Consider the following 24314-nt stretch of genomic DNA (forward strand, 5'->3'; position numbering starts at 1 on the left):
GGACCGGTGCAGGAGCCCGGTCCACACCGAGCACGAGGAGAGCGAACATGGTGGAGAGAGCGCGGGTCGCGATAGCGGCGATCGGTCTGGCGGCGTTGGCCGCGTGCGGGGACACCACGGGCGCGGGCGCCACCGCGACAGCACCGCCCCCGGTACCCGCGCCGACGGCATCGGCCAGCGCGAGCACCGAGCCGACCCCGCAGGTGATCGAGGTCAGCCCGGTTCCGAAGCCGACGGTGGCGAAGACCCAACGGCGGGTCCAGATCTTCAGCGGACCCTCCGACGTTCCCGTTCCGAGTGCTCCGGACCGTGGCCGGGGTGTCTCCGTGGTGCAGTTGCGGGCCACGAACCAGGCCGACATCGGCACCTACGTCGCGGACGGCCGGGGCATGACGCTCTACCGGTTCGACAAGGACTCGGCGAAGCCGCCGAAGGCGACCTGCGCGAGCGACTGCGCCAAGACCTGGCCCCCGTTGCTCGTCTCGTCGCCCGGTCAGATCTACCCGGACGGCGTCGACCCGCAACTCGTCGGGTACGTCGAGCGGGCCGACGGCACCTGCCAGGTCACGATCGCCGGCTGGCCGGTCTACCGGTTCGCCAGGGACACCGCGCCCGGCGACATCCGGGGCCAGGGAGTCGGTGGCACCTGGTTCGCCGTCGCCCCTACCGGTGACCGGACGAAACCGCTACCGGAGGTGGTCACCGTTCCGACCCCCACCGCCCGTTGAGCCCGAGGAGTCGACGATGAACCCAGACGGCGCCCCCGACAATCCCACTGCCATCGGCGCCGGCGGGGCGGCCCTGCTGGTGCCCCGCTGGAAGCCGGCGCCCTCGCCGCACTGGGGGCCGGCCACGGCCGCGTCGGCGGCGAGCCGGTGGCGGCGTCCCTCCCGGAGGCTCGCGGTGGCCGTCGCGGTCCCGGTCGTCCTACTGATCACCGCGGGGACGGTCCTGGCCGTGACCCGGCCCGACCTCCCGCGGCACAGGGTCCTCGACACCGCGGTCCTGCAACGGCAGGTGCTCACCGTGCTTCGTGCCGACTACCGGCTCAACGCGGACACCGTCGCCTGTCCGGTCGACCAGCCGGTCATCGAGGGGCACCGGTTCACCTGCACGGCCGTGGTCGACGGGACGACTGTCACGACCTGGGTGACGGTCCGGGCGAGCGGGCAACTCGACGTGGCACGCCCCCGGTAGTCCGCAGGGGACTCGGCGTACGCCCGGGGCCTGGCGCGTCCCGGTAAGAGTTCGTCACGAGGCTGGTAACTGGCGGACCGTAGCGTCAGGGCTCGGGCCCATCGCCAGCGCCGATCCCGAGGGGTGTCGGTGGCGGGGCTGCTCGTACACCCTCTCGCGGAGGATCAGGCACCAGCAATGACAACCGTTGACCACACCTGTGCGGGCACCGGTCGACCTCCCGCACTGGACCAGTTGATGTCCGAGCACACCGGACCGCTGCTCACCTTCGTCGAGACGGTCGTGACGGATCATCACCTTGCCGAGGACATCGTGCAGGAGACCTTCCTCCAGGCGTGGCAGCACGGCAGGCGCCTCCCCTTCGGCCCGGTTCCGATTCGTGACTGGCTGATGGGGGTGGCGCGGGAGCTGGCCGTCACGTCGCTGCGGGAGGTCGCCCTCCAGCGCGAGACGACCGAGCCGGAGATCGACGTCGCCCAGCCGGATCACGCGGACGCCGCCGTCGCCACGGCCGAGGCGATCACGCTGTTGCGGCGGTTGCCCGACGAGCATCGCGCGGTGCTCCTGCACACCTACCTCGCGGGACGGACGACGTACCAGACTGCTCGTGTGCTCGGGGTGCCGGTCCGCACGGTCCGGTCCCGGCACCACGACGCGCTGTTCACTCTGCGCACGGGCAGCCCGCAGCCCTGACCAACGGGGGGTGCCGCAGCTCAGGCGGGGGAGCGCGGGCGCGAGCCGGACGCGTCGACGGTCCGCCGCGCGCCGTGCACGGTGACGCCGGTCAGCCGAATGTTCCCCAACACCTCGGGGAGGTGCGGATCGGTGCGGAGATCGCCGTCGCGGACATCGAGGCCGAGCATCGCCCGCAGCAACAAAAGCGGGGTGCCGCTTGCCCAGGCCTGGGGGTTGCAGGCGGTGGGGTACGGCACGGGCCGCCGTCCGAGCGATCGGTCGTACCCGGAGAACGCCTCGGGCAGGCGGTAGTCGAAGTGGGCCGCCGCCTCGAGCATCGCCATCGCGATGCGGTTGGCCGCATCCCGGTGGCCGTAGCGGGCGAGCCCGGCGGCGATGATCGAATTGTCGTGCGGCCACACCGTGCCCAGGTGGTAGCCGATGGGGTTGTACCCGGTGTCCTCGGTGGACAACGTTCGGACACCCCAGCCGGAGAACATCGTGTCGGACATCAGCTGTCGAGCCACCACGCTGGCCCTCTCGGGCGGGACGATCCCGCTCCACAGCAGGTGGCCCATGTTCGAGGTCATCGAGTCGATGGGCCGCTTGTGCGCGTCGAGGCCTATCGCGTAGTAGCCGCCCCGCCCCGGCAGCCAGTAGTCACGGTTGAACCGCTCACGCAGATCGGCTGCTTCGCCGCGCAGGCGTCGCGCCAACGGGGCGTCGGCCCACGGCCCGTCGGCGAGTTCCGCGGCGCGGAGTTTGGCGTCGTAGGTGTAGCCCTGGATCTCGCAGGTGGCGACCGGTAGGTCGGGCAGCCTGCTGTCGGCGAACTGCACACCGTCCGGTGAGTCGCGCCAACACTGGTTGCGCATGCCGCCCGGCGAGCGGGTGGCGTACTCGACGTAACCGTCGCCGTCGCGGTCCCCGAATTCGTCGATCCACCGCAGAGCGGCGTCGGCGTTGGGCCGCAACTGCCGTACCAGCGCGTCGTCCCCGGTCCATCGCCAGTACTCGGAGAGCAGGATGAGCCACAGCTGGGTGGTGTCGTTCGAGCCGAAGCAGGGGCCGTACGGCATGACGCCGAGCTGCGTCAGCTCACCCGAGCGGAACTCGTGCATGATCTTTCCGGGTTCCTCGTCGCTGAAGTTGTCGACGGCGGTGCCCTGGTGCGCGGCGAGCGTCACCAGCGCACCCCGCGCGACGTCCGGTCCACAGCTGATGCTCTGGTAGGCGGTGATCAGCGTGTCCCGCCCGAACACGGTCAGGAACCAGGGCATGCCGGCTGCCAGCAGGACGACCTTCGTGCCGTTGATCTCCTTGACGATGTGCATCGACACCAGGTCGGCGGCGGTCTTGTGGTAGACGTTGCGCAACAACTCCGAATCCGCGCTGAGGTCCGGCTTGTTCGCCGTCCACCGCGACGTCGCGTCGTCGGCGCCGGGGTCGTGTGCCTCGCCGAAGGCGCGGTTGGCCGGTTGGTAGTCCGCGCCCTGACAGTTCAGCAGCACGCGCAGTTCGCAACCCCAGGTGTCACCTCGCCCCAGGTGCACGTCCCAGACCAGTGCGTCGCCGTCGACCTGGTCGGCGGGTGGGTTGGCCTCGACCGTCGTGCCGGCGGACCAGTGCGAGTTCTGGTAGGAGAAGAGCAGGGCCGAGCCGTCCGACCGGTGGGTTCGCCTGATGTCAGCCCGCCTGCTGCGCCCCGCTCGCTTGATCTCGAAGAGGTCGGCGAAGTCCACGTCGACATCCAACCGCAGGCGTACGCGGACCGGCTCCACGCCGAAGTACTGCACCGCGATCCGCTCGTACATGCCGTCTCCGACGAATCGTTCCCGCCGCACGCCGATGCTGTTCGCCCGCATTCCCCGCAGCTCCGGATTGGCGAGGAAGAACGCCGCGGAATAGGCGTCGACCGCGCCGGCGCTGAGCACGAGCGGGGCGAGCCCGTCGAGGGTCATCTGCCAACGGCTGAGATAGCGGGTGTCGTCGTGCACCAGGCCGGCGATGGAGTCGCCCGGCACGTCACCTGTCGAATTCGACAACATGAACGTTCGGCCCTCGAATATGCCGACGGAGTCCGAACCCAGTTCCGGGGGCATGTCGCGGTTGGCGCCGCCGTGAACCTGATCCTGTTGCTGCGTCGGCCGAGAATTCATGGCACCCGCACCTCCCCCGTTTGGGCCTGTGTCAAAGTCCTCGGTCGAGCCGGCCCGCCGCAGGCCGGCCAGGGGCTTTGGCTTTGACACAGACCCTGGGCAGGGGGCGGCCCCGCCGGGCACGCTCGCAGTCTATGGCTCGAAAAGAGGGCCTCGCTGCGATATCGAAGGGCTGTGCCGGCGGCGATCCGGGCAGCCGATCACGCCGGTGTGCGTGTGGGCGTGACTGCTGTCTTTTTCCGGCCTACGGTGGCGAGGTAGAGGATCAGACCCGCGGTGGTGAGGACGAATCCCGCCCACACCGTGGAGAGGGTTCCCCATCCGGCGCCGAGGGTGACGGCACCACCGATCGCGCCGAGCGAATTGGCGAGATTGAGGGCGGCCAGGTTGAGGGCACCCATGAGGGTGGGCGCCTCGGGTGCGAATTCGGTCAACCGCACCTGGATGGTGGGAATGGCGAACATCATTGTCGCTCCCACGCCGAACAGCGCCGGCAGGAGGATCAGGATCTCGGTACCGAAGAGTCCGATGGCCACGAGGAGCACCAGGACGTAGCCGAAGCCGTAGATCAGCGGGCGGCTGCCGTGCCGGTCGGCGGCCTGGCCACCGAAGTAGTTCCCGAACGCCATGCCGAGGCCGAAGACGGCGAGGGCGACGGGGATGAGCGACGGGCTCTCCCGCGCCGCGTCGGTGATGAACGGCCCGATGAAGGTGTAGACGGCGAAGATGCTGGAGATGCCGAGCGCCGCGACCGCGACCATGAGCCAGACGTGGAGTCGTCGGAGTGCGCCGAGTTCGTGTTTTACGGAGCCGCCGCGCAGGTCGTCGGTGCGGGGCAGCCACGCCAACAACGCCGCGCCGGCCACCAGACCCAGACCGATGACCGTCCAGTAGGTGGCGCGCCATCCCGCGTGCTGGCCGACGAGGGTGCCGAGCGGCGAGCCGAGCACGGTGGCGACGGTCAGGCCGCCCATCACGGTTGCGAAGGCCCGTCCACCCTTGCCGGGGCCGTACACGTAGGCGGCGACGACCGCCCCGGCGCCGAAGTAGGCGCCCTGCACGCTCCCGGTGATGAAGCGGAAGACGACGAGGGTCGCGATGGTCGGGGCCAGGGCCGAGAGCACGTTGCCGACCAGAAAGAGGGCGATCAGGCCCAGCAGGAGGGTACGGCGGTTGGCCCGGGCCGCGAGGAGCGTGATCGCCGGCGAACCGATCATGACACCGAAGGCGTACGCGCTGATGGCGTAGGTGGCGACCGGTATGGACGCGTCCAGGTCGGCGGCGAAGAGTTGGATGATGCCGTTGCTGCCGAACTCGCCGGTGCCGATGGCGAAGGTGCCCAGGGCCAGTGCGAACAGGGTCGGCCCTTTCCGGCGACCCGGCCCCGCGGCGGACCGCTGGGGTTCGTACGCCTGGTCGGGCTGAGCCGGAGTGAGTCGGGTGCTGCATTCTGACGCGGTCATGGAGCCTGTCCTCGATGGGGGAATCCGTCCAGACACATCCTGACAACAGGCAGTTGACAAATTCTGAAATAGTGATGATGCACGGCCGAATCGGACAATTAACCGATCCTTGGCACATAACACGTTGGGTTTATGTCGCCGCTCGGGCGCCGTTTTCGCCGGTGTCCGTTTCGCCGTGACCATCGGCTCGTTCGGCGTGGACCGGTCGTAGACTTGTCAGCTCGTCCCGGATGTTCACGATCTGTCCAGTGGAACAGGAGATCGCATTGTCGAAATCGGCCGGTGCCCGTCGCGCCGACGACGGGGTACGGCCGGTAGGCGACGGTCTGCGCTTCCAGATCCTGGGCCCCCTGCGCTTCTGGCGCGACGGCGTGGAGGTGAACGCCGGGCCTCGGCAGCAGTGCCGCCTGCTGGCCCTGCTCCTGGCGCGAGCGGGGCGACCGATCAGCGTGCACACTCTGATCGAGCTCCTCTGGGGTGAGGAGGCGCCCGCCAGCGCCATCAACGTCATCCACAAGTACGTCGGCACCCTGCGACGGCTGATGGAACCCTCGCTTCCGCCGCGGGCAACCGGCTCGTACCTGCGGCGCCACGGTGGCGGTTACCTGTTCGCGCCGACGCCGGGCACGCTGGACCTGGTCACCTTCCGTGAGCTGACCACCGCCGCCCGGGCGAGTCTCGCCGTGCGGGATCGGGACGAGGCGCTCGACCGTTATGTCGAGGCGCTGGAGCTGTGGCGCGGGCCGGCGGGTGATTCGTACGGCTCCGGAACGGCCGCAACGTCGATCTTCGCCGCTCTCGACCGTGAGTTCCTCGGAGCGTGCGTGTCCGCGGCGGAACTCGCGGTGTCTCTGCGCCGCCCGGCGGGGGTTCTCCACCACCTGCGACTGGCCGCCTCGATGGCGCCGTTGAACGAACCCGTGCAGGCGAGTCTCATCTCGGCCCTGGGCGCGGCCGGCCATCAGGCCGAGGCGCTGGAGACGTTCCGGACGGTGCGCTCCCGCCTCGCCGACGACCTGGGTATCGATCCCGGAAGCGCGCTGGAAGCGGCGCACCTGCAGGTGCTGACCCAGACGGCGCCGCCGGTGACCGGGAACGGCGCGGGCGATGGGGATCCCCGGCCGAGCGTGCCTCTCGTGTCGATGCCGCTGGTACGACCGGCGCAGCTACCACCCGACCTGCCCGCGTTCGTCGGGCGCACCGCGGAACTCGCGACTCTCGCCGGTCTGCACGGCGGTCGGGCCGATGCGGGGCGGACCGGCCCGCTGATCGTCGCCCTGGACGGCATGGGTGGGGTGGGGAAGTCCACGCTGGCCGGGCATTTCGCCCACCTGGTCGCGCGGGACTTCACCGATGGTCAGCTCTACCTCGACCTGCGGGGAGACCAGGCCGAGTCGGACAGCCTGTCCGCCTCCGACGCGCTGGGATCCCTGCTGTCGTCGCAGGGCTTCCACATGTCCAGCGTTCCGGAGACGCTCGCGGCGCGCGTCGGCATCTACCGGAGCCTCACCGCCGGCAAGAGCCTCCTGCTGCTCCTGGACAACGCGCGGGATGCCGCGCAGGTGCGCGCGTTGCTGCCGAACTCCCCGGCGTGCCTGGTCCTCGTGACGAGCCGCAAGCCGCTCGTCGAGCTGGCCGCGCTCGACGGCGCCCGTCTGCTGCATCTCGACCCTCCGGACATGCCGACCGCCCGCGAGCTGATCCAGCGCCGGCTCGAGCACGCGCCGAACCGCTCCCTGCGAGCCGGCGCGTCTCCGGCCGGCGTTCTCGACGAGATCATCGAGTTGTGCGGCCGTCTACCGCTGGCGATGGCGATCCTGGCGGGGCGGCTGAGCGCGCGTCCGCGACTCGCCCTGGCGGACGTGGCTGCCGAACTCCGTGACGGCACACGGCGGCTCGCGGCCTTCGCCAGCAGCCACGGCGGGTGCGACCCACGTGCGGCGTTCGCCTGGTCGTACCGTCAGCTCAGCCCGCAGGCTGCCCGCGTCTTTCGGCTGTCCTCAGCCGCCATGGCTCCCGGCATCTCGGCGGAGGCCCTCGCCAGCATGGCCGAGACTCCGCCACGGGTCGCGCGCGCGATGCTGCGGGAACTCGCCGACGCGGCGATGCTCGACGAGGACGATGAGGGCCGGTTCACGTCGCACGTCCTGATCAGGGCGTACGCGCAGGAGCTTCTCCTGGCCGAGGAGCCGGACCGGGATGCGGCGGTCAGCCGGTTGTTGCAGCACTATCTGCACAGCAGTTACCACGCCGCGACCAGGTTGGCCCCGATGAGCCCCACGATCGTGCCGACCCCGGCGCCCGACGGGGTGGTGGTGGGGCGTCCCGCTTCGTACGACGAGGCGATGCGCTGGTTCGAGGACCACCGCGAGGTCCTGCCGGAGGCGGTGCGGCGCGCGGCCGAGGGCGCCTTCGGCGTCTCGCCGTGGCAACTGGCCCTCGCCATCGTGCCGTGGTTCCAGCTCACCGGTCGGTTTCACGACTGGCAGGACATGATGCGTGTGGCGTTGAGGTCGGCCCGGGACAGCGGGGACGAGGTCGGCGCGGCCCACGCCATGCGGGGCCTGGCGGACTCCTGCTACTACTTCGCCAACTACGACGAGGCGCTCGACCTGCTCTCGCGCGCCCGCGAGACCTTCGCGGAGCACGGCATGATCCCCGAGCTGGGCGATGTCCACGCCGCCGCGCAACGGATCCACGGCCAGCTCGGCCAGCACGAGCGTGCGCTCGCGGAGAACGAGAGAGCGCTGTCCCTGTACCGCGCCGCCGGCATCGAGCACGGTGAGATCCGGGCGGCTGCGGCCCGGGGTCGGTCACTCGTCCGGCTCGGCGCTCTCGGCGAGGCCATGTCGTGCCTCACGGAGGCGCTCGCCCGCAGCGAGAAGTCCGATCGGAGGACGGACGAGCCCGCGATCCGCATCGTGATCGCCGAGTGTCTTGGCCTGCTGGGCTGCCAGCGCCAGGCCCGGGACCAGCTTGAGCAGGCGGTCGAGGCGGCCGTTGAGTCGCAGAGCCGGATCGGCGTCTTCGAGGCGTCGGCCCTGCTCTGCGCGGCGCTCCTGGACCTCGATGACGTGCCCGGTGCCTGCCGGGCGTGGCGACGCGCCTGCGACGCCATGCACGCCATGCAGAACGGCGGGACCCGGACCATGCGCGACGAGGTCTGCGACCTGGGGGTCAAACTGAACCAGGTCACCGACCTGGTGCCGCGATCGCGGGACACGCAGAGGTGAGCTGCGTTCCGCTGCCGGTTACTCGGTGGCGGACGATGCGGTCGCCTGCCGCGAGGCCATCGGCCTCCGGTCGGCGCGTCCGCGGCCTGACCGGCGCGCTTCGGGCCGGGTCGGTCCGTCCGCTGTGGCCCGTTCCGCGGCACTCGGCCGGTTGAGCATGGTATCGATAACATGCTATCTTTCGGCGCGGGAGTGAAGGGCACGCTCCCCGTCACCTCAGTCAATCGGCGCAGGCACGCCGAGGGCTCACCCCTCCCGCCGCCTCGCCGGTCGGTGACCAGTCCGGGCCGCTCCGCCACTGCCAGGTGACCGCAGGCGGTCGCCGGACGCCCCCGGTCCGGCTGCATGCCCCGCTTCCTTGCCCCGTCACGGACAACCCGGCAGCGACGGTACGGCCCGTACGTCACCCGTGTGCGCCGCACCGGCTTGTGGAGCCCTGCCGGTACGCGTACCGGCGCGAACCGACTCGTTGACGGCGAGGTGCCTGTCGGACGGACGATCAACGGCAAGGAGTCGAGCAATGGTCCAACGGAGACAAATCCTCTCGTACGTCGCGGCCGCGGCGGTTCTCGTCGCGGCGACCGGCGGTGCGCTGCGGGGCGGGTTCGGCACCGAGGCGGTGGCTGCCACGAACGGCACCCTCGCGGCGACGGCTGGCTGTGGCAAGGCGCCAACCCTGACCAGCGGGACGCGCACGATTTCCAGCAGCGGCCAGAATCGCACCTACATCCTCCAGATCCCGAGCGGCTACGACCGGAACCGTCCGTACCGACTGGTCTTCGGTTTCCACTGGCTGAACGGTTCGGCCAACAACGTCGCCTCGGCCGGCTACTACGGGCTCGCGCCGTTGTCGAACAACAGCACGATCTTCGTCGCGCCGCAGGGCATCGACGCCGGTTGGGCCAACACCAACGGTCGGGACCTGACCCTGTTCGACGACATCTCCCGGCAGGTCGAGAACGACCTCTGCGTCGACACGACCCAACGTTTCGCCCTGGGCTGGAGCTACGGCGGAGCCATGAGCTACGCGGTGGCCTGTGCCCGGCCCACGGTCATCCGCGCGGTCACCGTGCTCTCCGGCGCCAACCTCAGCGGCTGTAACGGCGGTACCCAGCCTGTGGCGTACTTCGGCATCCACGGCATCCATGACAGCGTGCTGAACATCTCCCAGGGCCGGGCGCTGCGCGACACCTTCGTCCGTAACAACGGCTGCACCGCACAGAGCCCGCGCGAGCCCAGCAGGGGCAGCCTCACCCACATCACCACCACCTACGCCGGTTGCCGCTCGGGTTATCCCGTGCAGTGGGCGGCGTTCGACGGCGACCACACCCCGAGCCCGGTCGACGGGTCGTCCAGCCCCAACGACTCCCGGACGTGGACCTCGGCGGAGATCTGGCGATTCTTCACCCAGTTCCAGTCCACCACGCCGCCGACGACCACGCCGCCGACGACGGCCCCTCCCACCACCGCCCCACCGACGACGGCGCCTCCCACCACGGCCCCACCAACGACGGCACCTCCGACCACGCCGCCTCCGACCGGTGAGCCCGGCGGCTGCGCCGCCACCTACCGGGCGGTCAACGCCTGGCCCGGCGGCTTCCAGGGTGAGGTCACCGTCGCGAACAACACCGCCACCACGATCAGCGGATGGACCGTACGCCTGACGCTGGGCAGCGGCCAGGCCATCAGCAGCCTCTGGAGCGGCACCAACACGGGCACCACAGGCGACGTCACCGTCCGCAATGCCGCGTACAACGGCACGCTGGGGCCGAACGCCTCGACCACCTTCGGGTTCACCGCCACCGGCAACGGCGACACCCCGCCCGGCAACCTCACCTGCACGAGCTCCTGAACGTCCGAGCCCGGGGTCCGGAGCCACCAGCTCCGGGCCCCGGCGCCGCGTCTGCCCGACGCCTGGCGTCGGTGCGCGAGGGCCACCACCAGGTCATGTGCGGGCGTCGATGTTAGCGTCGACCATTCCCGAGCGCCGGGTGAGGCGTCCCGGTGCGCTGACCGGGCACGGCGTGGCGGTTGCGCGTGACCGGCGTCGATCAGTCACATCGTGCTCGGTGTGAGCCGACGGGCCCCATGTGCCGCCGATGTTACGACTTGACGAACAGCATGTTATCGCTCACAGTCGATGGTCAAGGACGACGACGGCTGCGGCTTACGGGGCGGGCGTGCTTCGTCGACCTTGGTCAGACGTGCGTCCACAGCATGCCGGGGATCTTGTTAGCGCGAACATTCCCGACGCATGCACCCGGTCGCGTGTCGCGGTGCGCCCAGCTTCGGGTGACCGTTCGGCTTTTGGTGATTGAGGAGGATCATGTCTGCCTTTGGTAGGTCTCCGTCGACAGCACCGCCCGCGCGGCGGCGCGGGTGGTTGGTGCGAGCAGTCGCCGCCGGCGCGGCAGCGGTGGTGGTCGCCGGTGCCGCCGCGATGGCGGTGTCGTCACCCGCGGCCGCGGCGACCGTCGACACGAGCGCCTGGTACGTGCTGGTGAACCGCAACAGTGGCAAGGCCGTGGACGTGTACAACCTGGCCACGAACGACGGTGCGCGGATCACCCAGTGGACGCGTAACAACGGCAACCAGCAGCAGTGGCAGTTCGTGGACTCCGGGGGCGGTTACTACCGGATCAAGTCGAGGTTGTCGGGCAAGGTGCTGGACGTGTCCGGCCGTTCGACGGCCAATGGCGGGGCGATCGTGCAGTGGTCCGACAACAACGGCACGAACCAGCAGTTCCGGTTGACCGATTCGGACAGCGGGTACGTGCGGTTGATCAACCGCAACAGCAACAAGGCGATGGAGGTGCAGGGCGCCTCGACCGCTGACGGTGGCAACATCGTGCAGTACGACGACTGGAACGGCACCAACCAGCAGTGGCAGCTCGTCCGCGTCGACGGCGGGGGCAACCCCACGACGCCGCCGCCCACCACACCACCCCCGGGCGGCACGTGTGATCTGCCGTCGTCGTACCGGTGGTCGTCGACAGGCGCGTTGGCGCAGCCGAAGTCGGGTTGGGTGTCGCTGAAGGACTTCACCGTCGCCCCGTACAACGGCCAGCAGTTGGTCTACGCCACCACGCACGACTTCGGCGACAGCTGGGGTTCGATGAACTTCAGCCTCTTCTCGAACTGGTCGCAGATGGCCTCGGCCACCCAGACCGGGATGAACTCGGGGACTGTCGCGCCGTCGTTGTTCTACTTCGCGCCGAAGAACATCTGGGTGCTCACCTACCAGTGGGGGGCCGGGGCGGCGTTCCACTACCGGACCTCGACCAACCCGACCAACCCGAACGGCTGGTCCGCGGCGCAGCCGATGTTCACCGGGAGCATCACCGGTTCGGGCACGGGGCCGATCGACCAGACGGTCATCGCCGACGACACGACGATGTACCTGTTCTTCGCCGGCGACAACGGCAAGATCTACCGGACCAGCATGCCGATCGGGAACTTCCCCGGTAACTTCGGCAGCAGCTACACGACCATCATGAGCGACACGCAGAACAACCTGTTCGAGGCCCCGCAGGTCTACAAGCTGCAGGGTCTGAACAAGTACCTCATGATCGTCGAGGCAATCGGTTCGACCGGCCGCTACTTCCGCTCGTTCACGGCCACCAGCCTGAACGGTACGTGGACGCCGCAGGCCGCGACGCAGAGCAACCCGTTCGCTGGCAAGGTCAACAGTGGTGCCACCTGGACCAACGACATCAGCCACGGTGAGCTGCTGCGCACCAGCGCCGACCAGACGATGACCGTCGACGCCTGCAACCTGCAATTGCTCTACCAGGGTCGTTCCCCCAGCTCGGACGGTGTCCCCTACGGCCTCCTGCCGTACCGCCCCGGCCTGCTCACCCTGCAACGCTGACACCACCACCACCCCACGACGCGGGGCGGGCTCGGCACCACGCCGAACCCGCCCCGCGTCACGTGTGGGGGCCACCGGTCCGTGCCAGGGTGGGTCATGCCATTGAACGCACACCACCTGAGGACATCGGTCGCCGTGTCCGACATCGCGAGGGCTGTCGCCTTCTACGAGGGCAGGCTCGGCCTGGTGTCGCTGCGGTCCGCGCCCAGCGCCACAATCGCCGACGGCAGTCGCATCTACGCATCCGGTGGCGGTCCGGCCCTCAACGTGTACCAGTCGGTCACCGCGGGGAAGACCCCGGCGACGCTGGCGACGTGGTACGTCGACGACATCGACGGGATCGTCGACGAGCTGTCCTCGGCCGGCGTCGAGTTCGTCCGCTACGAGCAGCTCGACCACGACTCGAAGGGGATCACCGAGCGGGCCGGCGGTGGTCGTATCGCCTGGTTCCAGGATCCGGACGGCAACACCTTCGCCGTCGAGGCCGATGCCTGAGCTGCCTTCTTCCACAGTGCGGCGTTGGTCCGCCGCGCGTCCGCCCGCACCATGTTCCTCGATTGATTTCGACAGTCGTGTCGATCTCGACCGCTCGACGTTCGTCGGGGAGGTGACAGCACCGGCGGTCGAGTAGGGAGATCGATGATGATGCGCAGCAGGCTGTGGGGACTGATATCCGCGCGTGCGAGCATCCTCCGCCTGATGCCGCGAGGGGGTTTCGGTCTTCTCGGCGCGCTCCTGCTGCTCAACCTGCTCCTCGCCGCGTTGCCCATCGCGTTCGTCATCACGTCCAGCCTGGTGCTGGGTAAGGTGCCGGGGGCCGTGGACGGTGGCCTCGGCTCGACGGCGTGGCAGGAGTTGGTGCCGGTCTTCGCGGTGGCGGCCGGCATCTTCGTGTTGCAGCAGGTGCTGGCCCCGGCCCAGCTCTCGCTGGGTGAGCTGCTGGCGCGGCGGATCGACGGCACCGTGGTCGACGACGTGATGCGGGCGTCGACGCGCAGCACCGGTGTCGCCCCGATGGAGGACCAGGCCGTCCTCGCCGACCTGCGCTACGCCGCCCGCGAGTTGGAGCACGGCCTGCAGATGTGGGGGCCGGGCAGCGCCTGCGCCGGCACTCTGGCGCTCATCGCGCGGTACGGCCAACTGGTCGGCTACGCGGTCGTCATCGGCGTCGTCTACTCCTGGTGGGCCGCCCTGGCGGTGGCGGTGACCGTGCTGTGGTTCCGCAACGTGCAGCGCGGCGGCCTGCGTCGCTACGCCCACGCCCGGTTCAGCCTCATGCCCCAGCAGAACAAGGTGGAGTACGTCCGCAACCTGGCCGTGCAGGCGCCGGCGGGCAAGGAGATCCGGGTCTTCGGTCTGGCGAACTGGATGGACGGCGAGATGCGGTCGTCCTACCGCGCGTGGTTCACGCCGCTGTGGGCGGCGCGGCGGCGCGTCTACCTGTGGCCCGGTGTGTGGTCCACCGGGTTCAGCCTGATCGCCTGCGGGGCGATCTTCGCGACGATCGGCGCCACCGCGATCAGCACGTTGACGCTCACCGAGTTCGTCCTGATCATGCAGGCGGCGTTGGGTGCCATCCGGCTGTCGGTGTTCTACCCGGAGGCCGACCTGGAGACCGCGATCGGCACCGAGACCCACCGGGCGGTACGCCGGTTCTCCGAGCACATCGACCGGTTCACGGTGCTGGAACCGGCCGGCTCCGGCGAGACGGTGCCGGAGCCGGCCAACGAGATCCACTTCGACGAGGTGTCGTTCCACTACCCCGGTCAGGACCGGCCGGTGCTCGACGGCCTGGACCTGCGCATCCCGATCGGCAGGTGCACCGCGATCGTCGGGCTCAACGGCGCGGGCAAGACGACAGTGGTGAAGCTGCTCGCTCGGCTCTACGAGCCGGACAGCGGCGCCGTACGTCTCGACGGCGTCGACATCCGCACGTTCGAGCTGTCGCAGTGGCGGGCCCGGCTCGCCGTGATCTTCCAGGACTACCTGCGCTACGAGTTCTCCGCAGCGGACAACGTGGCGTTCGGCGCGGTGGGCTCGGCGGACGATCGGGACGGGGTTCGCGAGGCCGTGGCCGCGATGGGCCTGACCGAGGTGCTGCACTCGCTGCCCCGCGGCCTGGACACCCCGCTGGCCACGCACGTCACCGGCGGTGCCGAACTGTCCGGCGGCCAGTGGCAGCGGCTGGCGCTGGCGCGGGCGCTGTTCGCGCTGCGGCACGGCGCGTCGGTCGTGGTGCTCGACGAGCCGACCGCGAGCCTCGACGTACGCGCCGAGGCGCAGTTCTTCGACCAGTTCGCGGCGCTCACCCAGGGCGCCACCACGCTGCTCATCTCCCATCGCTTCTCGACGGTCCGGCACGCCGACAAGATCGTCGTGCTGCATGACGGTCGGGTCAGCGAGGAGGGCTCGCACGACGAGTTGCTGGCGCGCAACGGGCGCTACGCCGAGCTGTTCCGATTGCAGGCCGACCGCTTCGCCGACAACACCGATGCGGACCGGGACGAGGTGCTGCTGTGAGGGCCATGTTCGCGGGTGTCGGCAAGCTGCTGTCCGCGGCCTGGCGGATCGACGCGCGCAAGACGGTGGTCGCCACCTTCCTCATGCTGGCCCTGGCCGCGTCGGCCGCCCTGCTCGCGGTCGCGCTCGGCATGATGACCGACGCGGTCATCGGCCGGCACGCGACCGAGGCCGCCGTGTTGGGCGCGGTGGTGGCCCTGCTCGCCATCCTGGCGCAGTCCTCCGGCCAGTTCGCCATGGTCGCGTACTTCGAGTTGTCCGAACTCATCGAGCTGGATCTGCACCGGGAGTTGCTGGCGGTCTCCAACGGATCCGCGGGGATAGGCCATCACGAGCGCCCCGAGCAGGCCGACGACCTCACCGTCCTGGTCCAGGACAGCGGGCAGTTCCGCAGCAGCATGGAGTCGCTGTTCCAGGCGGCCACGATGGTGCTGGCGGTCGTCCTGGGCGCGGCGATCCTGGCCTGGCAGAGCCCGTTGCTGTTGTTGCTCCCGGTGGCGGCGGCCGTGCCGCTGATCACCGGCCGGCTGGCCGAGAGCGCCCTGGAGCGGGCCAAGACTTCGGTCGCCGAGCCGACCCGCGTGGCGCTCAACCTCTTCCAGGCCACGACCACCGCCCGCTACGCCGGTGAGCTGCGGGTGTTCGGGGTGGAGAAGGAACTGCGGCAGCGGTACGCGAGCCTGTGGCGGACCGCCACCCGCGGTCTCTACGGCGCGCACCTCAGGGCCATGGCTCTGCGGGCGGCGGGTCAGGTCGTCTTCGGCCTCGCGTACGTCGGAGCGGTGCTGCTCGTCGTACGCGACGCGATAGCCGGGCAGCAGAGCGTCGGCGAGGTGGTCCTGGTCATCGTGCTGGCCACGCAGGTCAACCAGCAGGTGACCGGGGCCGTCACGCAGTTGCAGCAACTGCAACGGCTCGCCAACACCTACGCGCGGCTGAAGCGGTTGCGCGACGCGGTCACCACTGCCGGGCCCGCCGCCGACCAGCCGGTCCCGGACCGGCTGGTCACCGGGATCGCCTTCGAGAACGTGAGCTTCAGCTACCCGAGCGCCGATCGGCCGACGCTGCGCGACGTCAACCTGGACCTGGCCGCGGGCAGCACGGTGGCGATCGTCGGTGAGAACGGCGCCGGCAAGACGACACTTGTCAAGCTGCTGTGCGGCTTCTACCAACCCACGGCCGGCCGGATCCTCGTCGACGGTGTCGACCTGCGACGGCTGCCCGTCGAGCGGTGGCGCGAGCGGATGGCCGCCGGCTTCCAGGACTTCGTGCGGTACGAGATCCGCGCGCTCGAAGCGGTGGGCGTCGGTGACGTGGCACGGGTGTCGGACGAGGCCGCGGTCCACGACGCGTTGGTGAAGGCGCACTCCACGGACGTTCTGCGTGCCCTGCCGGACGGGTTGTCCACGCAGCTCGGCACGTCGTACGCCGATGGCGCCGAGCTGTCCGGCGGGCAGTGGCAGAAGCTCGCCCTGGGCCGGGCTCTCATGCGCGACAACCCGATGCTGCTGCTGCTCGACGAACCCACGTCGGCCCTCGACCCGCAGGCCGAACACGAGCTGTTCGAGCGCTACGCCGAGCACGCGAGGCGCACCAGTGCGCAGACCGGGGCCGTCACCGTGTTGATCTCGCACCGCTTCTCCACGGCACGGATGGCAGACAAGATCATCGTGGTCGGTGACGGGCAACTGCTCGAGGTCGGCGACCACGACACCCTGATGCGCGCCGGCGGCCCCTACGCCGAGATGTTCGCCATCCAGGCCAAGGCGTACCGCTGACCGACCACACGAGGGAGTAAGACATGGGCCACCGGATCCGGGTATCCGTCATCATCGCCACCTACAACCAGGCCGACCTGCTGGCCGAGACACTGCGCTACCTCGTCCGGCAGACGATTCCCACCGACGAGTTCGAGGTGATCATCGGCGATGACGGGTCGACCGATCACACCGCCGAGGTGGCGCGGTCCTTCGCCGACACCCTCCAGGTCAAGTACGTCTTCCAGGAGGACCGGGGATTCCGCGCCGCCGCCGCCCGCAACGCGGCGATCCGGCTCGCCGCCGGCGCGCTGCTGATCACCCTCGACACCGGCTCGATGGTGGGTCCGGAATTCCTCGCCGCACACCTGGCCGCCCACGAGGGCGGCGACTCGCGGCGGGCCGTGATCGGGCTCAGCTACGGCTACAACCCCGAGGTGCCGACGGCGCGGGTGGACGAGCTTCTCGCGCAGATGCTCCCGGAGACGGCCGTGGAGCGGTTCCGCGACCTGCCCGAATTCCAGGATGTCCGCCAGTCCTACTTCGCCGACTGCGACATGGACCTGAGCAGGAGGTTGGTGGCCTGGCAGGCATTCTGGACGCTGAACGCGTCGGTACGCACCGACGACTTTCGCCGGGTCGGCGGCTTCGAGGAGAAGTTCGAGGGCTGGGGCGGCGAGGACATGGAGCTGGCGCTCCGGCTGCAGCGCGGCGGCCTGACGATCGAGGTCGCGCCGGACGCCTGGGTCCTGGTGGCGCCGCACGAGCGCGACCACAAGGCAAACTTCGACGCGCTCTTCGTGAACATGCGGATGTTCCTGAGCAAGTTCCCGGAGCCGCTGGTGGAGCTGGGCCTGGGCGTGATGCTCGACAAGGGGGAGTTCTGGGCCTGGGAGCAGTCGTACCGCGAGCTTCTCGACTGGCGGAAGCAGGCCGGCGGCCTGAGCGTCTCCGACGAGATCGCCAAGGCCCTGGCGGACGTACCGGCCGACGAGTCGGTAGCCATCATCGGGTGCGGCGCCGAGCTGCCCGAGTCGGTGACCGGCGCGATCCTCGTCGATTTCGACGACCAGCTGCTCGACCGTGCCGTGCGTTCGGGGGACCACAGCGGCTACCACGCCGTCGGGGTGCACACGCTGCTCGCCGACGACAGCGTCGACACGGTCGTCATCACCTCCCGGATGGCCGGCCTGTGGGGCACCTGGAGCGCGGAGATCCTGGCCGAGGCCGACCGGATCGGCCGGCGGACCGTCCCGTACGCCGGTCCGGCCTCCTCGTGAACCCGTAGGCCAGTTCGAAGGGCTGAACCGACCATGCGAAGGAGCACCATGCGCCACCGTCGGCGGGCATCCGTCATCATCGCGACCTACAACCAGGCCGACCTGCTGTCGGAGACCCTTCGGCAGCTCACCCGGCAGACGATCCCCACCGACGATTTCGAGGTGATCGTCGGCGATGACGGGTCGACCGATCACACCGGCGACGTCGTGCGCTCCTACGCCGACCTGTTGCACGTCACGTACGTCCGTCAGGAGGACCGCGGGTTCCGGGTCGCGTCCGCGCGCAACGGCGCGGCCCGGATGGCGGTCGGCGCGCTGCTGGTCATTCTCGACACCGGTTCGATGGTGGGTCCGGAATTCCTCGCCGCGCACCTGGCCGCCCACGAGGGCCGCGAGTCGCGGCGGGCGGTGGTGGGGCCGAGCTACGGCTACAACCCCGACGTGCCGATGGCGGGGGTGGACGAGCTCCTCGCGCAGCTGCCCCCCGAGTTGGTGGTGGAGCGCTACCGCCACCTACCCGAGTTCCAGGACGTGCGTCAGCCCTACTTCGTCGGCTGCGGGATGGACCTGACGAAACGGTCGATCCCCTGGAAGGCCTTCTGGACCGGCAACTGCTCGATCCGGATGGACGACTTCCGCCGGGTCGGCGCCTTCGAGGAGCGTTTCCAGGGCTGGGGTGGCGAGGACATGGAGCTGGGATTCCGGCTGCACCGCGCCGGCCTGACGATCGAACTCGCGGCCCAGGCGTGGGCGGTTGTCGCGCCGCACGACCGTGACCACAAGGCCAACTTCGACGAGCTGTTCGCGAACATGCGGGTGTTCCTGAGCAAGTTCCCCGAGCCCGCGGTCGAGATGGGTCTGGCCGTGATGGTGGAGAAGGGGGAGTTCTGGCAGTGGGAGCCGATGTACGTGGAGCTCCTCGACTGGCAACAGCGGGCGCGCGGTCTGAGCGTCGCGGACGAGATCGCCCGCGCCCTGGCGGACGTGCCCGACGGTGAGGCGGTCACCATCATCGGGTGCGGTGGTGAGCTGCCCGCGACGGTGACCGGGGCGACAGTCGTCGACTTCGATCACGAACTCCTCGACCGCGCCGTGCGTTCGGGGGACCACAGCGGCTACCACGCCGTCGGGCTGTACACGCCGCTGAGCGACGACAGCGCCGGCACTGTCGTCATCACCTCACGGATGGCCGGCGTCTGGGACACCTGGGGGATGCAGATCCTCGCGGAGGCCAGCCGGATCGGCCGCCGGACGATCTCGTACGCCGACCCGGTGCTGCCGACCGCACATTCGCTGGAAACCCACTTCCAAGGGAGAGCCGCATGACAACGCTTGTGGTGTCGCCGCATCTCGATGACGCGGTGCTGTCCTACGGCGGCCACCTCGTCCAGCTGGTCGACGCCGGCGAACACGTCGTCGTCTACACGGTGTTCGCCGGGAGTCCCGAGCCGCCGTACTCGCCGATCGCGACCACCTTCCACGACCAGTGGGCGATCGTCGGTGATCCCGTGGCGGCACGACGCGAGGAGAACGCGGCGGCCCTCGCCACGCTCGGCATCGACCCGCCGTACCTGTGCGGCCCGTTCCTCGACGCGATCTACCGCAGGTACGCGCACGGCGGCTGGGTGATCGACGACGAGAACCCGATGGACCACCACGCCGACGACGAGGACGAGCTGGTCGCCGACATCACCGCCGACATCGAGCGGGTGATCGGTGAGTACTCCGCCGACCGGGTCGTCACCTGCGCGGCGGTCGGCAATCACGTCGACCACCGGCGCACCCGCGACGCCGTCCTCGCCGCGGTGGCCAGGACCGACTCGCCGTTGTCGCTCTGGGACGACTTCCCCTACCTCGCGTGGCCCGGGGTCAACGTGATGCCCGCGCTACCGGCCGGCGTGCGCGTGTCGGAGCCGGTGGCCGTCGCCATGAGTGACAGCGAGTGGGCCCGCAAACTGCGCGCGGTGGGCGCCTACGCGAGTCAGATCGCGATGCTGGAGAGCGGTGGCCAGACCATGAGCGAGCAGTACGCCGACGACTGCGCGACCCGCCGCGGCCACCACGGCGTCGACGGTTTCTACGAGACCGTCCGCGCGGTGCTGACGCTCACAGATTCCGCTCCACTTCGGTCAAGCGCTCGCTGAGGAACGCGCGCTCGACGTCGTTGTCGGTGAGGGTCAGCGCCTCCTCGTAGGCCGTCCGGGCCTGCGACCACTGCCCCAGCTGGCGCAGGAAGTCGGCCCGGGCGGCACTGAGGTATCCGTACGTGGCCAGGGCCGGATCGGCGAGCAGGGGATTCAGCGCGTCGAGGCCGGCCCGGGGGCCGTCGCGGAGCCCGATCGCGACGGCCCGGTTGAGATCGACCACGGGCGAGGGCCAGAGCCGGAACAGGGCGTCGTAGAGCGCGACGATCTGGGCCCAGTCGGTGTCCCGCCAGCTCGGCGCCTCGGCGTGCAGCGCTGCTATCGCGGCCTCCAGCGCGTACCGCGTCGGTGGCCGCCGGCGCAGCGCGTCGGTCACCAACGACCGGCCCTCGGCGATGAGCTGTCGGTTCCAGCGCGAGCGATCCTGCTCGGACAGCAACACCAGGCGCCCGTCCGCGGACATGCGGGTGTCCTGGCGCGAGGCGTTGAGCAGCAGCAGCGCGAGAAGCGCGCTGATCTCGGCGTTCGTCGGCATGAGCAGGTGCAGCATGCGGGCCAGGCTGATCGCGCTGTCCACCAGATCCTGGCGAACCAGCTGCGCGCCGAGCGGCGCCGTGTGGCCGGTGGTGAAGATCAGATGGACGACCTCCAGGACGGCGCTCACCCGCTCCTCGAGCTGGTCCGGGCCGGGCACACGGTACGGAATGCGGGCCGCGGCGATCTTCTTCTTGGCCCGGGTGATCCGGGCTGCCATGGTGGCCGGCTGTACCAGGAACGCGCGTGCCACCTCCGGCGTGGACAGCCCGCAGACCAGGCGCAGCGTCAGGGCGACCTGCGCCTCCCGGGCCAGTGCCGGGTGCGAGCAGGTGAAGATGAGGCGCAGCCGGTCGTCGACCAGGCCGTCCTCCGGCCCCGGCGTGGTCTCGTCGGCGACGAGCAGCGGCATCTTGCGGCGGAGCACCGACTCGCGGCGCAGGACGTCGCGGGCCCGGTTGCGGGCGATGGTGGTCAACCAGGCGCCCGGCCGGTCGGGGACACCGGTCTCCGTCCAGGTCTCCAGGGCCTGTGCGAACGCGTCCTGCGTGCACTCCTCGGCGAGGTCGAGGTCCCGGGTCAGATGGGCCGTGGTGCTGAACACCTGGGCCCAGTCGCGGCGGTGCGCCTGGGCGACCGCCGCGACCACCTCGTCCTTCATGTGTGGGTCGGCCACGTCAGCCGTGGTCGACCACCGGGCGGATCTCCACACCGCTGTGCGAAGCGTGCACCTCGGGAAGCAGCGTCGCCAGCGACAGAACGTCGTCCAGGTCGGTCGCCTCGATCAGGTAGTACCCGCCGAGGGCCTCCTTGGTCTCCAGGAACGGGCCGTCGGTCGTCTGGATCTGGCCCGCCGAGTCCGAGCGCAGCGTGGTGGCAGTGGGCGCCATCTCCAGCTGCTGGCCGTCGATGATCTGCGTGCCGGCCTTGGCGACGAACGCCTCGTGCGCCGCGTCGTGCGCCTTCCACTGCTCGTCGGTCATCGCGTCCCACTGCTGGGCGTCGCCGTAGATGAGGATCATGTACTTGGCCATGTCTCATGTCCTGTCGTGTGCCGGCCCCCTGGGTGGTGGCCTCTACATTACGACGGGTCGCGCGGGCGGTAGATCGACAGCAGCGACGAAAATCTGGGCCCCGGCGACTCGGCACGTGTCCCGCGCCGAGCCGTCGGCTGACCGGTTCAGTCGCCGGCGTGCGCGAGCAGGCGGTCCAGGGGTTCCAGGTCGAACGGGGTGTCCAGGCCGAGGATGACGTGGGTGGCGCCGGCCTTGAGGTAGGCGTCGACCTCGTCCACCTCCGCCGTCTCGATCATCGTGGTGCGCTCGATCTCGGCGGGATCGCGGCCCTGCTCGGCGCACCAGCGGTCGAGGACGGCGCTCTTGTGGGCGAAGCGCTCCGCCGAACCGAAGTCGTTCCACATGTCCGCGTACCGGGCCACGATGCGCAGGGTCACCTTCTCGCCGCCGCCGCCGATCAGCAGCGGCACCCGCGCTGCCGACGGGACCAGCGCGGCCAGGCGGGCGCGTACGGTCCGCACGCCGTCCTCCAGCGCCCGCAGCCGTTCCGGGGCGCTGCCGAACCGGTAGCCGAACTCGGTGTAGTCCCGCTCGAACCAACCGGCGCCCAGGCCCAGGATCAGTCGACCGTCGCTGATCCGGTCGACCGTGCCCGCCATGGCCGCGAGCAGGTTGGGATTGCGGTAGCTGTTGCACGTCACGAGCGAGCCGAACCGGGCACGCCGGGTGTCGGCGGCGACCGCGGCCAGGGTGGTCCAGCACTCGTAGTGCGCGCCGTCCGGGTCGCCGTACAGCGGATAGAAGTGGTCCCAGGTCCAGACGGTGTCCACTCCGAGTTCGTCCGCCGCACGCCAACTCTCGCGTAGCTGGGCCATCTCGCAGTGCTGCGGCTTGAAGAGCACCCCGACCTTGAATCGAGCCATGACCGTCTCCTCTGGGTTTACGCGTCATCGAGTCGAGGATGCCCAAGTCGGCCCCGCAAAACCTCTTCCGAATTGCTGTTCCGACGCCAGAAAGGCACGCGTGGAGTATTTTCGGCCGCTCGGCAATCGAGAAGAAATATGCAGCCGTGGGGGTCATTAGGTTCGGCGCAGATACCGCTCTTCGCACCACCGGATCCCTGCCCGGTGCCGTGCACCGAACCATGGAGGCCCGCGATGGGTAAATGCCCGATCATGCTCGACCCTGAGGGACGTGACATTCATGCCGAAGCCGCCCGGATCCGCGCCGAGGGTCCGGTCACCCTCGTCGAGGTTCCCGGTGGCTACCGCGCCTGGTGCGTCACGACGTACGACGTCGGCAGGAAGCTGCTGTCCGGCGACCAGCTCTCCAAGAACGCCAAGGAGGACTGGCCCCCGTTCGTGCGTGGCGAGGTGCCGCACGACTGGGAGCTGATCACCTGGGTGGCGATGGACAACCTGACCGTCCGCGACGGCGCCGACCACGACCGGCTGCGCAAGCTCGTGTCGCACGCCTTCACGCCGCGGGAGGTCGAGAAGGCTCGCCCGCGCGTCGAGTCGATCGTGCGGCGGCTGTTGGACGACATGGAGGCCACCACCCGAGCGGGCGAGACTGTCGACATCAAGGGCCAGTTCACGTACGCCCTCACCGCGACACTCATCTGCGACCTCTTCGGTGTGCCGGAGGAGGTGCGGGACGAGGCGCTCAGGGGCACCAAGCAGAACAGCCTCACCAACCACACCGGCGAGATGGCCGCGGCGAACCTCGACCAGTGGCACGACGCCATGTCCAAGCTCGCCGCCCGCCGCCGTCAGGAGCCGGGAGACGACCTCACGAGCGTCCTGATCGCCGCGAACGAGGACGGTGAGACGCTCTCCAACGAGGAGCTGATCGGCAGCCTGCACGTCCTGCTCGGCGCGGGCTCGGAGACGTTGAGCAACGTGTTGGCCCACTGCATCATCGACCTGAGCACCCACCGGGACCAGTTGGAGCTGATCCGCTCCGGGCAGTACTCCTGGATGGACGCCTTCGACGAGGCGGTCCGCAAGGACGCCGCCGTCGCCCAGCTGCCCTTCCGCTACGCGAAGGAGGACATCGACATCGCCGGCGTCCACATCACCAAGGGCGACCTGGTCCTGATCGCGTACGCCGGGATCGGCCGGGACCCGGCGCTGCACGGCGACACCGCCAACGACTTCGACATCACCCGGCCGGACAAGACGAACCTGTCGTTCGGTCACGGCGAGCACTACTGCCTCGGCCGGCCGCTGGCCACGATGCAGTCGATGGTGGCCCTGCCTGCCCTCTTCGAGCGCTTTCCCGACCTGACCCTGGCCGTGCCGCGTGAGGAGCTGCCCCCACAGGGCTCGTTCATCATGAACGGCTACGACCGGGTGCCCATGTACCTCACCGCCGCGGTCCCCGCTGCCGCCTGAGCCCCGTGCCGACAGTCATGGCGGTGGCCACCACCACGATGGTGGCCACCGCCATGCGTACGTCTGGGG

The 24314-nt window shown here is 69.8% G+C and carries 18 protein-coding genes; 13 read left to right on the forward strand and 5 right to left on the reverse strand.

Annotated elements, in window-relative coordinates:
• The first annotated feature begins 47 nt into the window (after positions 1–47).
• From ACGFIE_RS16715 to ACGFIE_RS16725, 3 genes are all read left to right on the forward strand, one after another.
• On the forward strand, positions 48–728 hold the full coding sequence (locus ACGFIE_RS16715) for a hypothetical protein (protein ID WP_393295357.1): 681 nt from the start codon (positions 48–50) through the stop codon (positions 726–728).
• A gap of 16 nt (positions 729–744) precedes the next feature.
• Positions 745–1197 carry a DUF4333 domain-containing protein gene (locus tag ACGFIE_RS16720; RefSeq protein WP_393295360.1) on the forward strand — a complete coding sequence of 151 codons (453 nt, stop codon included), beginning with the start codon at positions 745–747 and terminating at the stop codon, positions 1195–1197.
• A 177-nt stretch (positions 1198–1374) separates the two neighbouring features.
• A complete protein-coding gene (locus tag ACGFIE_RS16725; RefSeq protein WP_393295363.1) occupies positions 1375–1890 on the forward strand; it encodes a sigma-70 family RNA polymerase sigma factor in 516 nt (171 codons plus the stop codon).
• Between the two features lie 20 nt (positions 1891–1910).
• Here the strand turns inward: ACGFIE_RS16725 and ACGFIE_RS16730 are convergent, their stop codons facing one another.
• Complete coding sequence (locus ACGFIE_RS16730; RefSeq protein ID WP_393295365.1) at positions 1911–4031, reverse strand: glycogen debranching N-terminal domain-containing protein; 2121 nt, start codon at positions 4029–4031, stop codon at positions 1911–1913.
• Positions 4032–4231: 200 nt separating this feature from the next.
• The gene (locus tag ACGFIE_RS16735; protein ID WP_393295367.1) at positions 4232–5494 is read right to left on the reverse strand and encodes an MFS transporter; all 1263 of its coding nucleotides are present in this window, start codon (positions 5492–5494) and stop codon (positions 4232–4234) included.
• Between the two features lie 248 nt (positions 5495–5742).
• Here ACGFIE_RS16735 and ACGFIE_RS16740 point away from each other — a divergent pair, with 248 nt between their 5' ends.
• From ACGFIE_RS16740 to ACGFIE_RS16780, 9 genes are all read left to right on the forward strand, one after another.
• Positions 5743–8727, forward strand: coding sequence for a BTAD domain-containing putative transcriptional regulator (locus ACGFIE_RS16740; protein ID WP_393295369.1), 2985 nt, complete (start codon positions 5743–5745; stop codon positions 8725–8727).
• A gap of 520 nt (positions 8728–9247) precedes the next feature.
• On the forward strand, positions 9248–10579 hold the full coding sequence (locus tag ACGFIE_RS16745) for a cellulose binding domain-containing protein (protein WP_393295371.1): 1332 nt from the start codon (positions 9248–9250) through the stop codon (positions 10577–10579).
• Positions 10580–11053: 474 nt separating this feature from the next.
• A complete protein-coding gene (locus tag ACGFIE_RS16750) occupies positions 11054–12598 on the forward strand; it encodes a non-reducing end alpha-L-arabinofuranosidase family hydrolase (protein WP_393295373.1) in 1545 nt (514 codons plus the stop codon).
• Between the two features lie 135 nt (positions 12599–12733).
• Positions 12734–13093, forward strand: coding sequence for a VOC family protein (locus ACGFIE_RS16755; RefSeq protein WP_393295376.1), 360 nt, complete (start codon positions 12734–12736; stop codon positions 13091–13093).
• 204 nt (positions 13094–13297) lie between these two features.
• Positions 13298–15118: an ABC transporter ATP-binding protein gene (locus tag ACGFIE_RS16760; RefSeq protein WP_393295379.1), complete on the forward strand. Its 1821-nt coding sequence runs from the start codon at positions 13298–13300 to the stop codon at positions 15116–15118.
• A 5-nt stretch (positions 15119–15123) separates the two neighbouring features.
• Positions 15124–16896 (forward strand): ABC transporter ATP-binding protein, encoded by a 1773-nt coding sequence (locus ACGFIE_RS16765; RefSeq protein ID WP_393295682.1) that lies wholly within the window; start codon positions 15124–15126, stop codon positions 16894–16896.
• Between the two features lie 23 nt (positions 16897–16919).
• Positions 16920–18155 carry a glycosyltransferase gene (locus tag ACGFIE_RS16770; protein WP_393295382.1) on the forward strand — a complete coding sequence of 412 codons (1236 nt, stop codon included), beginning with the start codon at positions 16920–16922 and terminating at the stop codon, positions 18153–18155.
• A gap of 48 nt (positions 18156–18203) precedes the next feature.
• Positions 18204–19481 (forward strand): glycosyltransferase, encoded by a 1278-nt coding sequence (locus ACGFIE_RS16775; protein ID WP_393295385.1) that lies wholly within the window; start codon positions 18204–18206, stop codon positions 19479–19481.
• Positions 19478–20299, forward strand: a complete 822-nt coding sequence (locus ACGFIE_RS16780) for a PIG-L deacetylase family protein (protein ID WP_393295387.1) — start codon at positions 19478–19480, stop codon at positions 20297–20299. Before ACGFIE_RS16775 ends, ACGFIE_RS16780 begins: the two co-directional genes overlap by 4 nt.
• Here ACGFIE_RS16780 and ACGFIE_RS16785 read toward each other — a convergent pair.
• The 3 genes from ACGFIE_RS16785 to ACGFIE_RS16795 form a co-directional block, all read right to left on the reverse strand.
• A complete protein-coding gene (locus ACGFIE_RS16785) occupies positions 20262–21437 on the reverse strand; it encodes an RNA polymerase sigma factor (protein ID WP_393295684.1) in 1176 nt (391 codons plus the stop codon). The genes ACGFIE_RS16780 and ACGFIE_RS16785 overlap by 38 nt on opposite strands.
• A 73-nt stretch (positions 21438–21510) precedes the next feature.
• Entirely contained in the window at positions 21511–21867 is a 357-nt protein-coding gene (locus ACGFIE_RS16790; protein ID WP_363682721.1) for a YciI family protein, read from the reverse strand.
• Between the two features lie 146 nt (positions 21868–22013).
• Positions 22014–22772, reverse strand: a complete 759-nt coding sequence (locus ACGFIE_RS16795; protein WP_393295390.1) for an LLM class F420-dependent oxidoreductase — start codon at positions 22770–22772, stop codon at positions 22014–22016.
• A 234-nt stretch (positions 22773–23006) separates the two neighbouring features.
• Between ACGFIE_RS16795 and ACGFIE_RS16800 the strand changes: the two genes are divergently transcribed.
• Positions 23007–24245 (forward strand): cytochrome P450, encoded by a 1239-nt coding sequence (locus tag ACGFIE_RS16800; RefSeq protein ID WP_393295393.1) that lies wholly within the window; start codon positions 23007–23009, stop codon positions 24243–24245.
• Positions 24246–24314 lie beyond the last annotated feature (69 nt).

The sequence above is a fragment of the Micromonospora sp. NPDC049275 genome (assembly GCF_043197115.1).
Lineage (GTDB): Bacteria > Actinomycetota > Actinomycetes > Mycobacteriales > Micromonosporaceae > Micromonospora.

Coding starts and splice junctions, on each gene's coding strand:
- ACGFIE_RS16715 (WP_393295357.1), top strand. CDS start 48: ATGGTGGAGAGAGCGCGGGTCGCGATAGCGGCGATCGGTCTGGCGGCG.
- ACGFIE_RS16720 (WP_393295360.1), top strand. CDS start 745: ATGAACCCAGACGGCGCCCCCGACAATCCCACTGCCATCGGCGCCGGC.
- ACGFIE_RS16725 (WP_393295363.1), top strand. CDS start 1,375: ATGACAACCGTTGACCACACCTGTGCGGGCACCGGTCGACCTCCCGCA.
- ACGFIE_RS16730 (WP_393295365.1), bottom strand. CDS start 4,031: ATGAATTCTCGGCCGACGCAGCAACAGGATCAGGTTCACGGCGGCGCC.
- ACGFIE_RS16735 (WP_393295367.1), bottom strand. CDS start 5,494: ATGACCGCGTCAGAATGCAGCACCCGACTCACTCCGGCTCAGCCCGAC.
- ACGFIE_RS16745 (WP_393295371.1), top strand. CDS start 9,248: ATGGTCCAACGGAGACAAATCCTCTCGTACGTCGCGGCCGCGGCGGTT.
- ACGFIE_RS16750 (WP_393295373.1), top strand. CDS start 11,054: ATGTCTGCCTTTGGTAGGTCTCCGTCGACAGCACCGCCCGCGCGGCGG.
- ACGFIE_RS16760 (WP_393295379.1), top strand. CDS start 13,298: ATGCCGCGAGGGGGTTTCGGTCTTCTCGGCGCGCTCCTGCTGCTCAAC.
- ACGFIE_RS16765 (WP_393295682.1), top strand. CDS start 15,124: ATGTTCGCGGGTGTCGGCAAGCTGCTGTCCGCGGCCTGGCGGATCGAC.
- ACGFIE_RS16770 (WP_393295382.1), top strand. CDS start 16,920: ATGGGCCACCGGATCCGGGTATCCGTCATCATCGCCACCTACAACCAG.
- ACGFIE_RS16775 (WP_393295385.1), top strand. CDS start 18,204: ATGCGCCACCGTCGGCGGGCATCCGTCATCATCGCGACCTACAACCAG.
- ACGFIE_RS16780 (WP_393295387.1), top strand. CDS start 19,478: ATGACAACGCTTGTGGTGTCGCCGCATCTCGATGACGCGGTGCTGTCC.
- ACGFIE_RS16790 (WP_363682721.1), bottom strand. CDS start 21,867: ATGGCCAAGTACATGATCCTCATCTACGGCGACGCCCAGCAGTGGGAC.
- ACGFIE_RS16795 (WP_393295390.1), bottom strand. CDS start 22,772: ATGGCTCGATTCAAGGTCGGGGTGCTCTTCAAGCCGCAGCACTGCGAG.
- ACGFIE_RS16800 (WP_393295393.1), top strand. CDS start 23,007: ATGGGTAAATGCCCGATCATGCTCGACCCTGAGGGACGTGACATTCAT.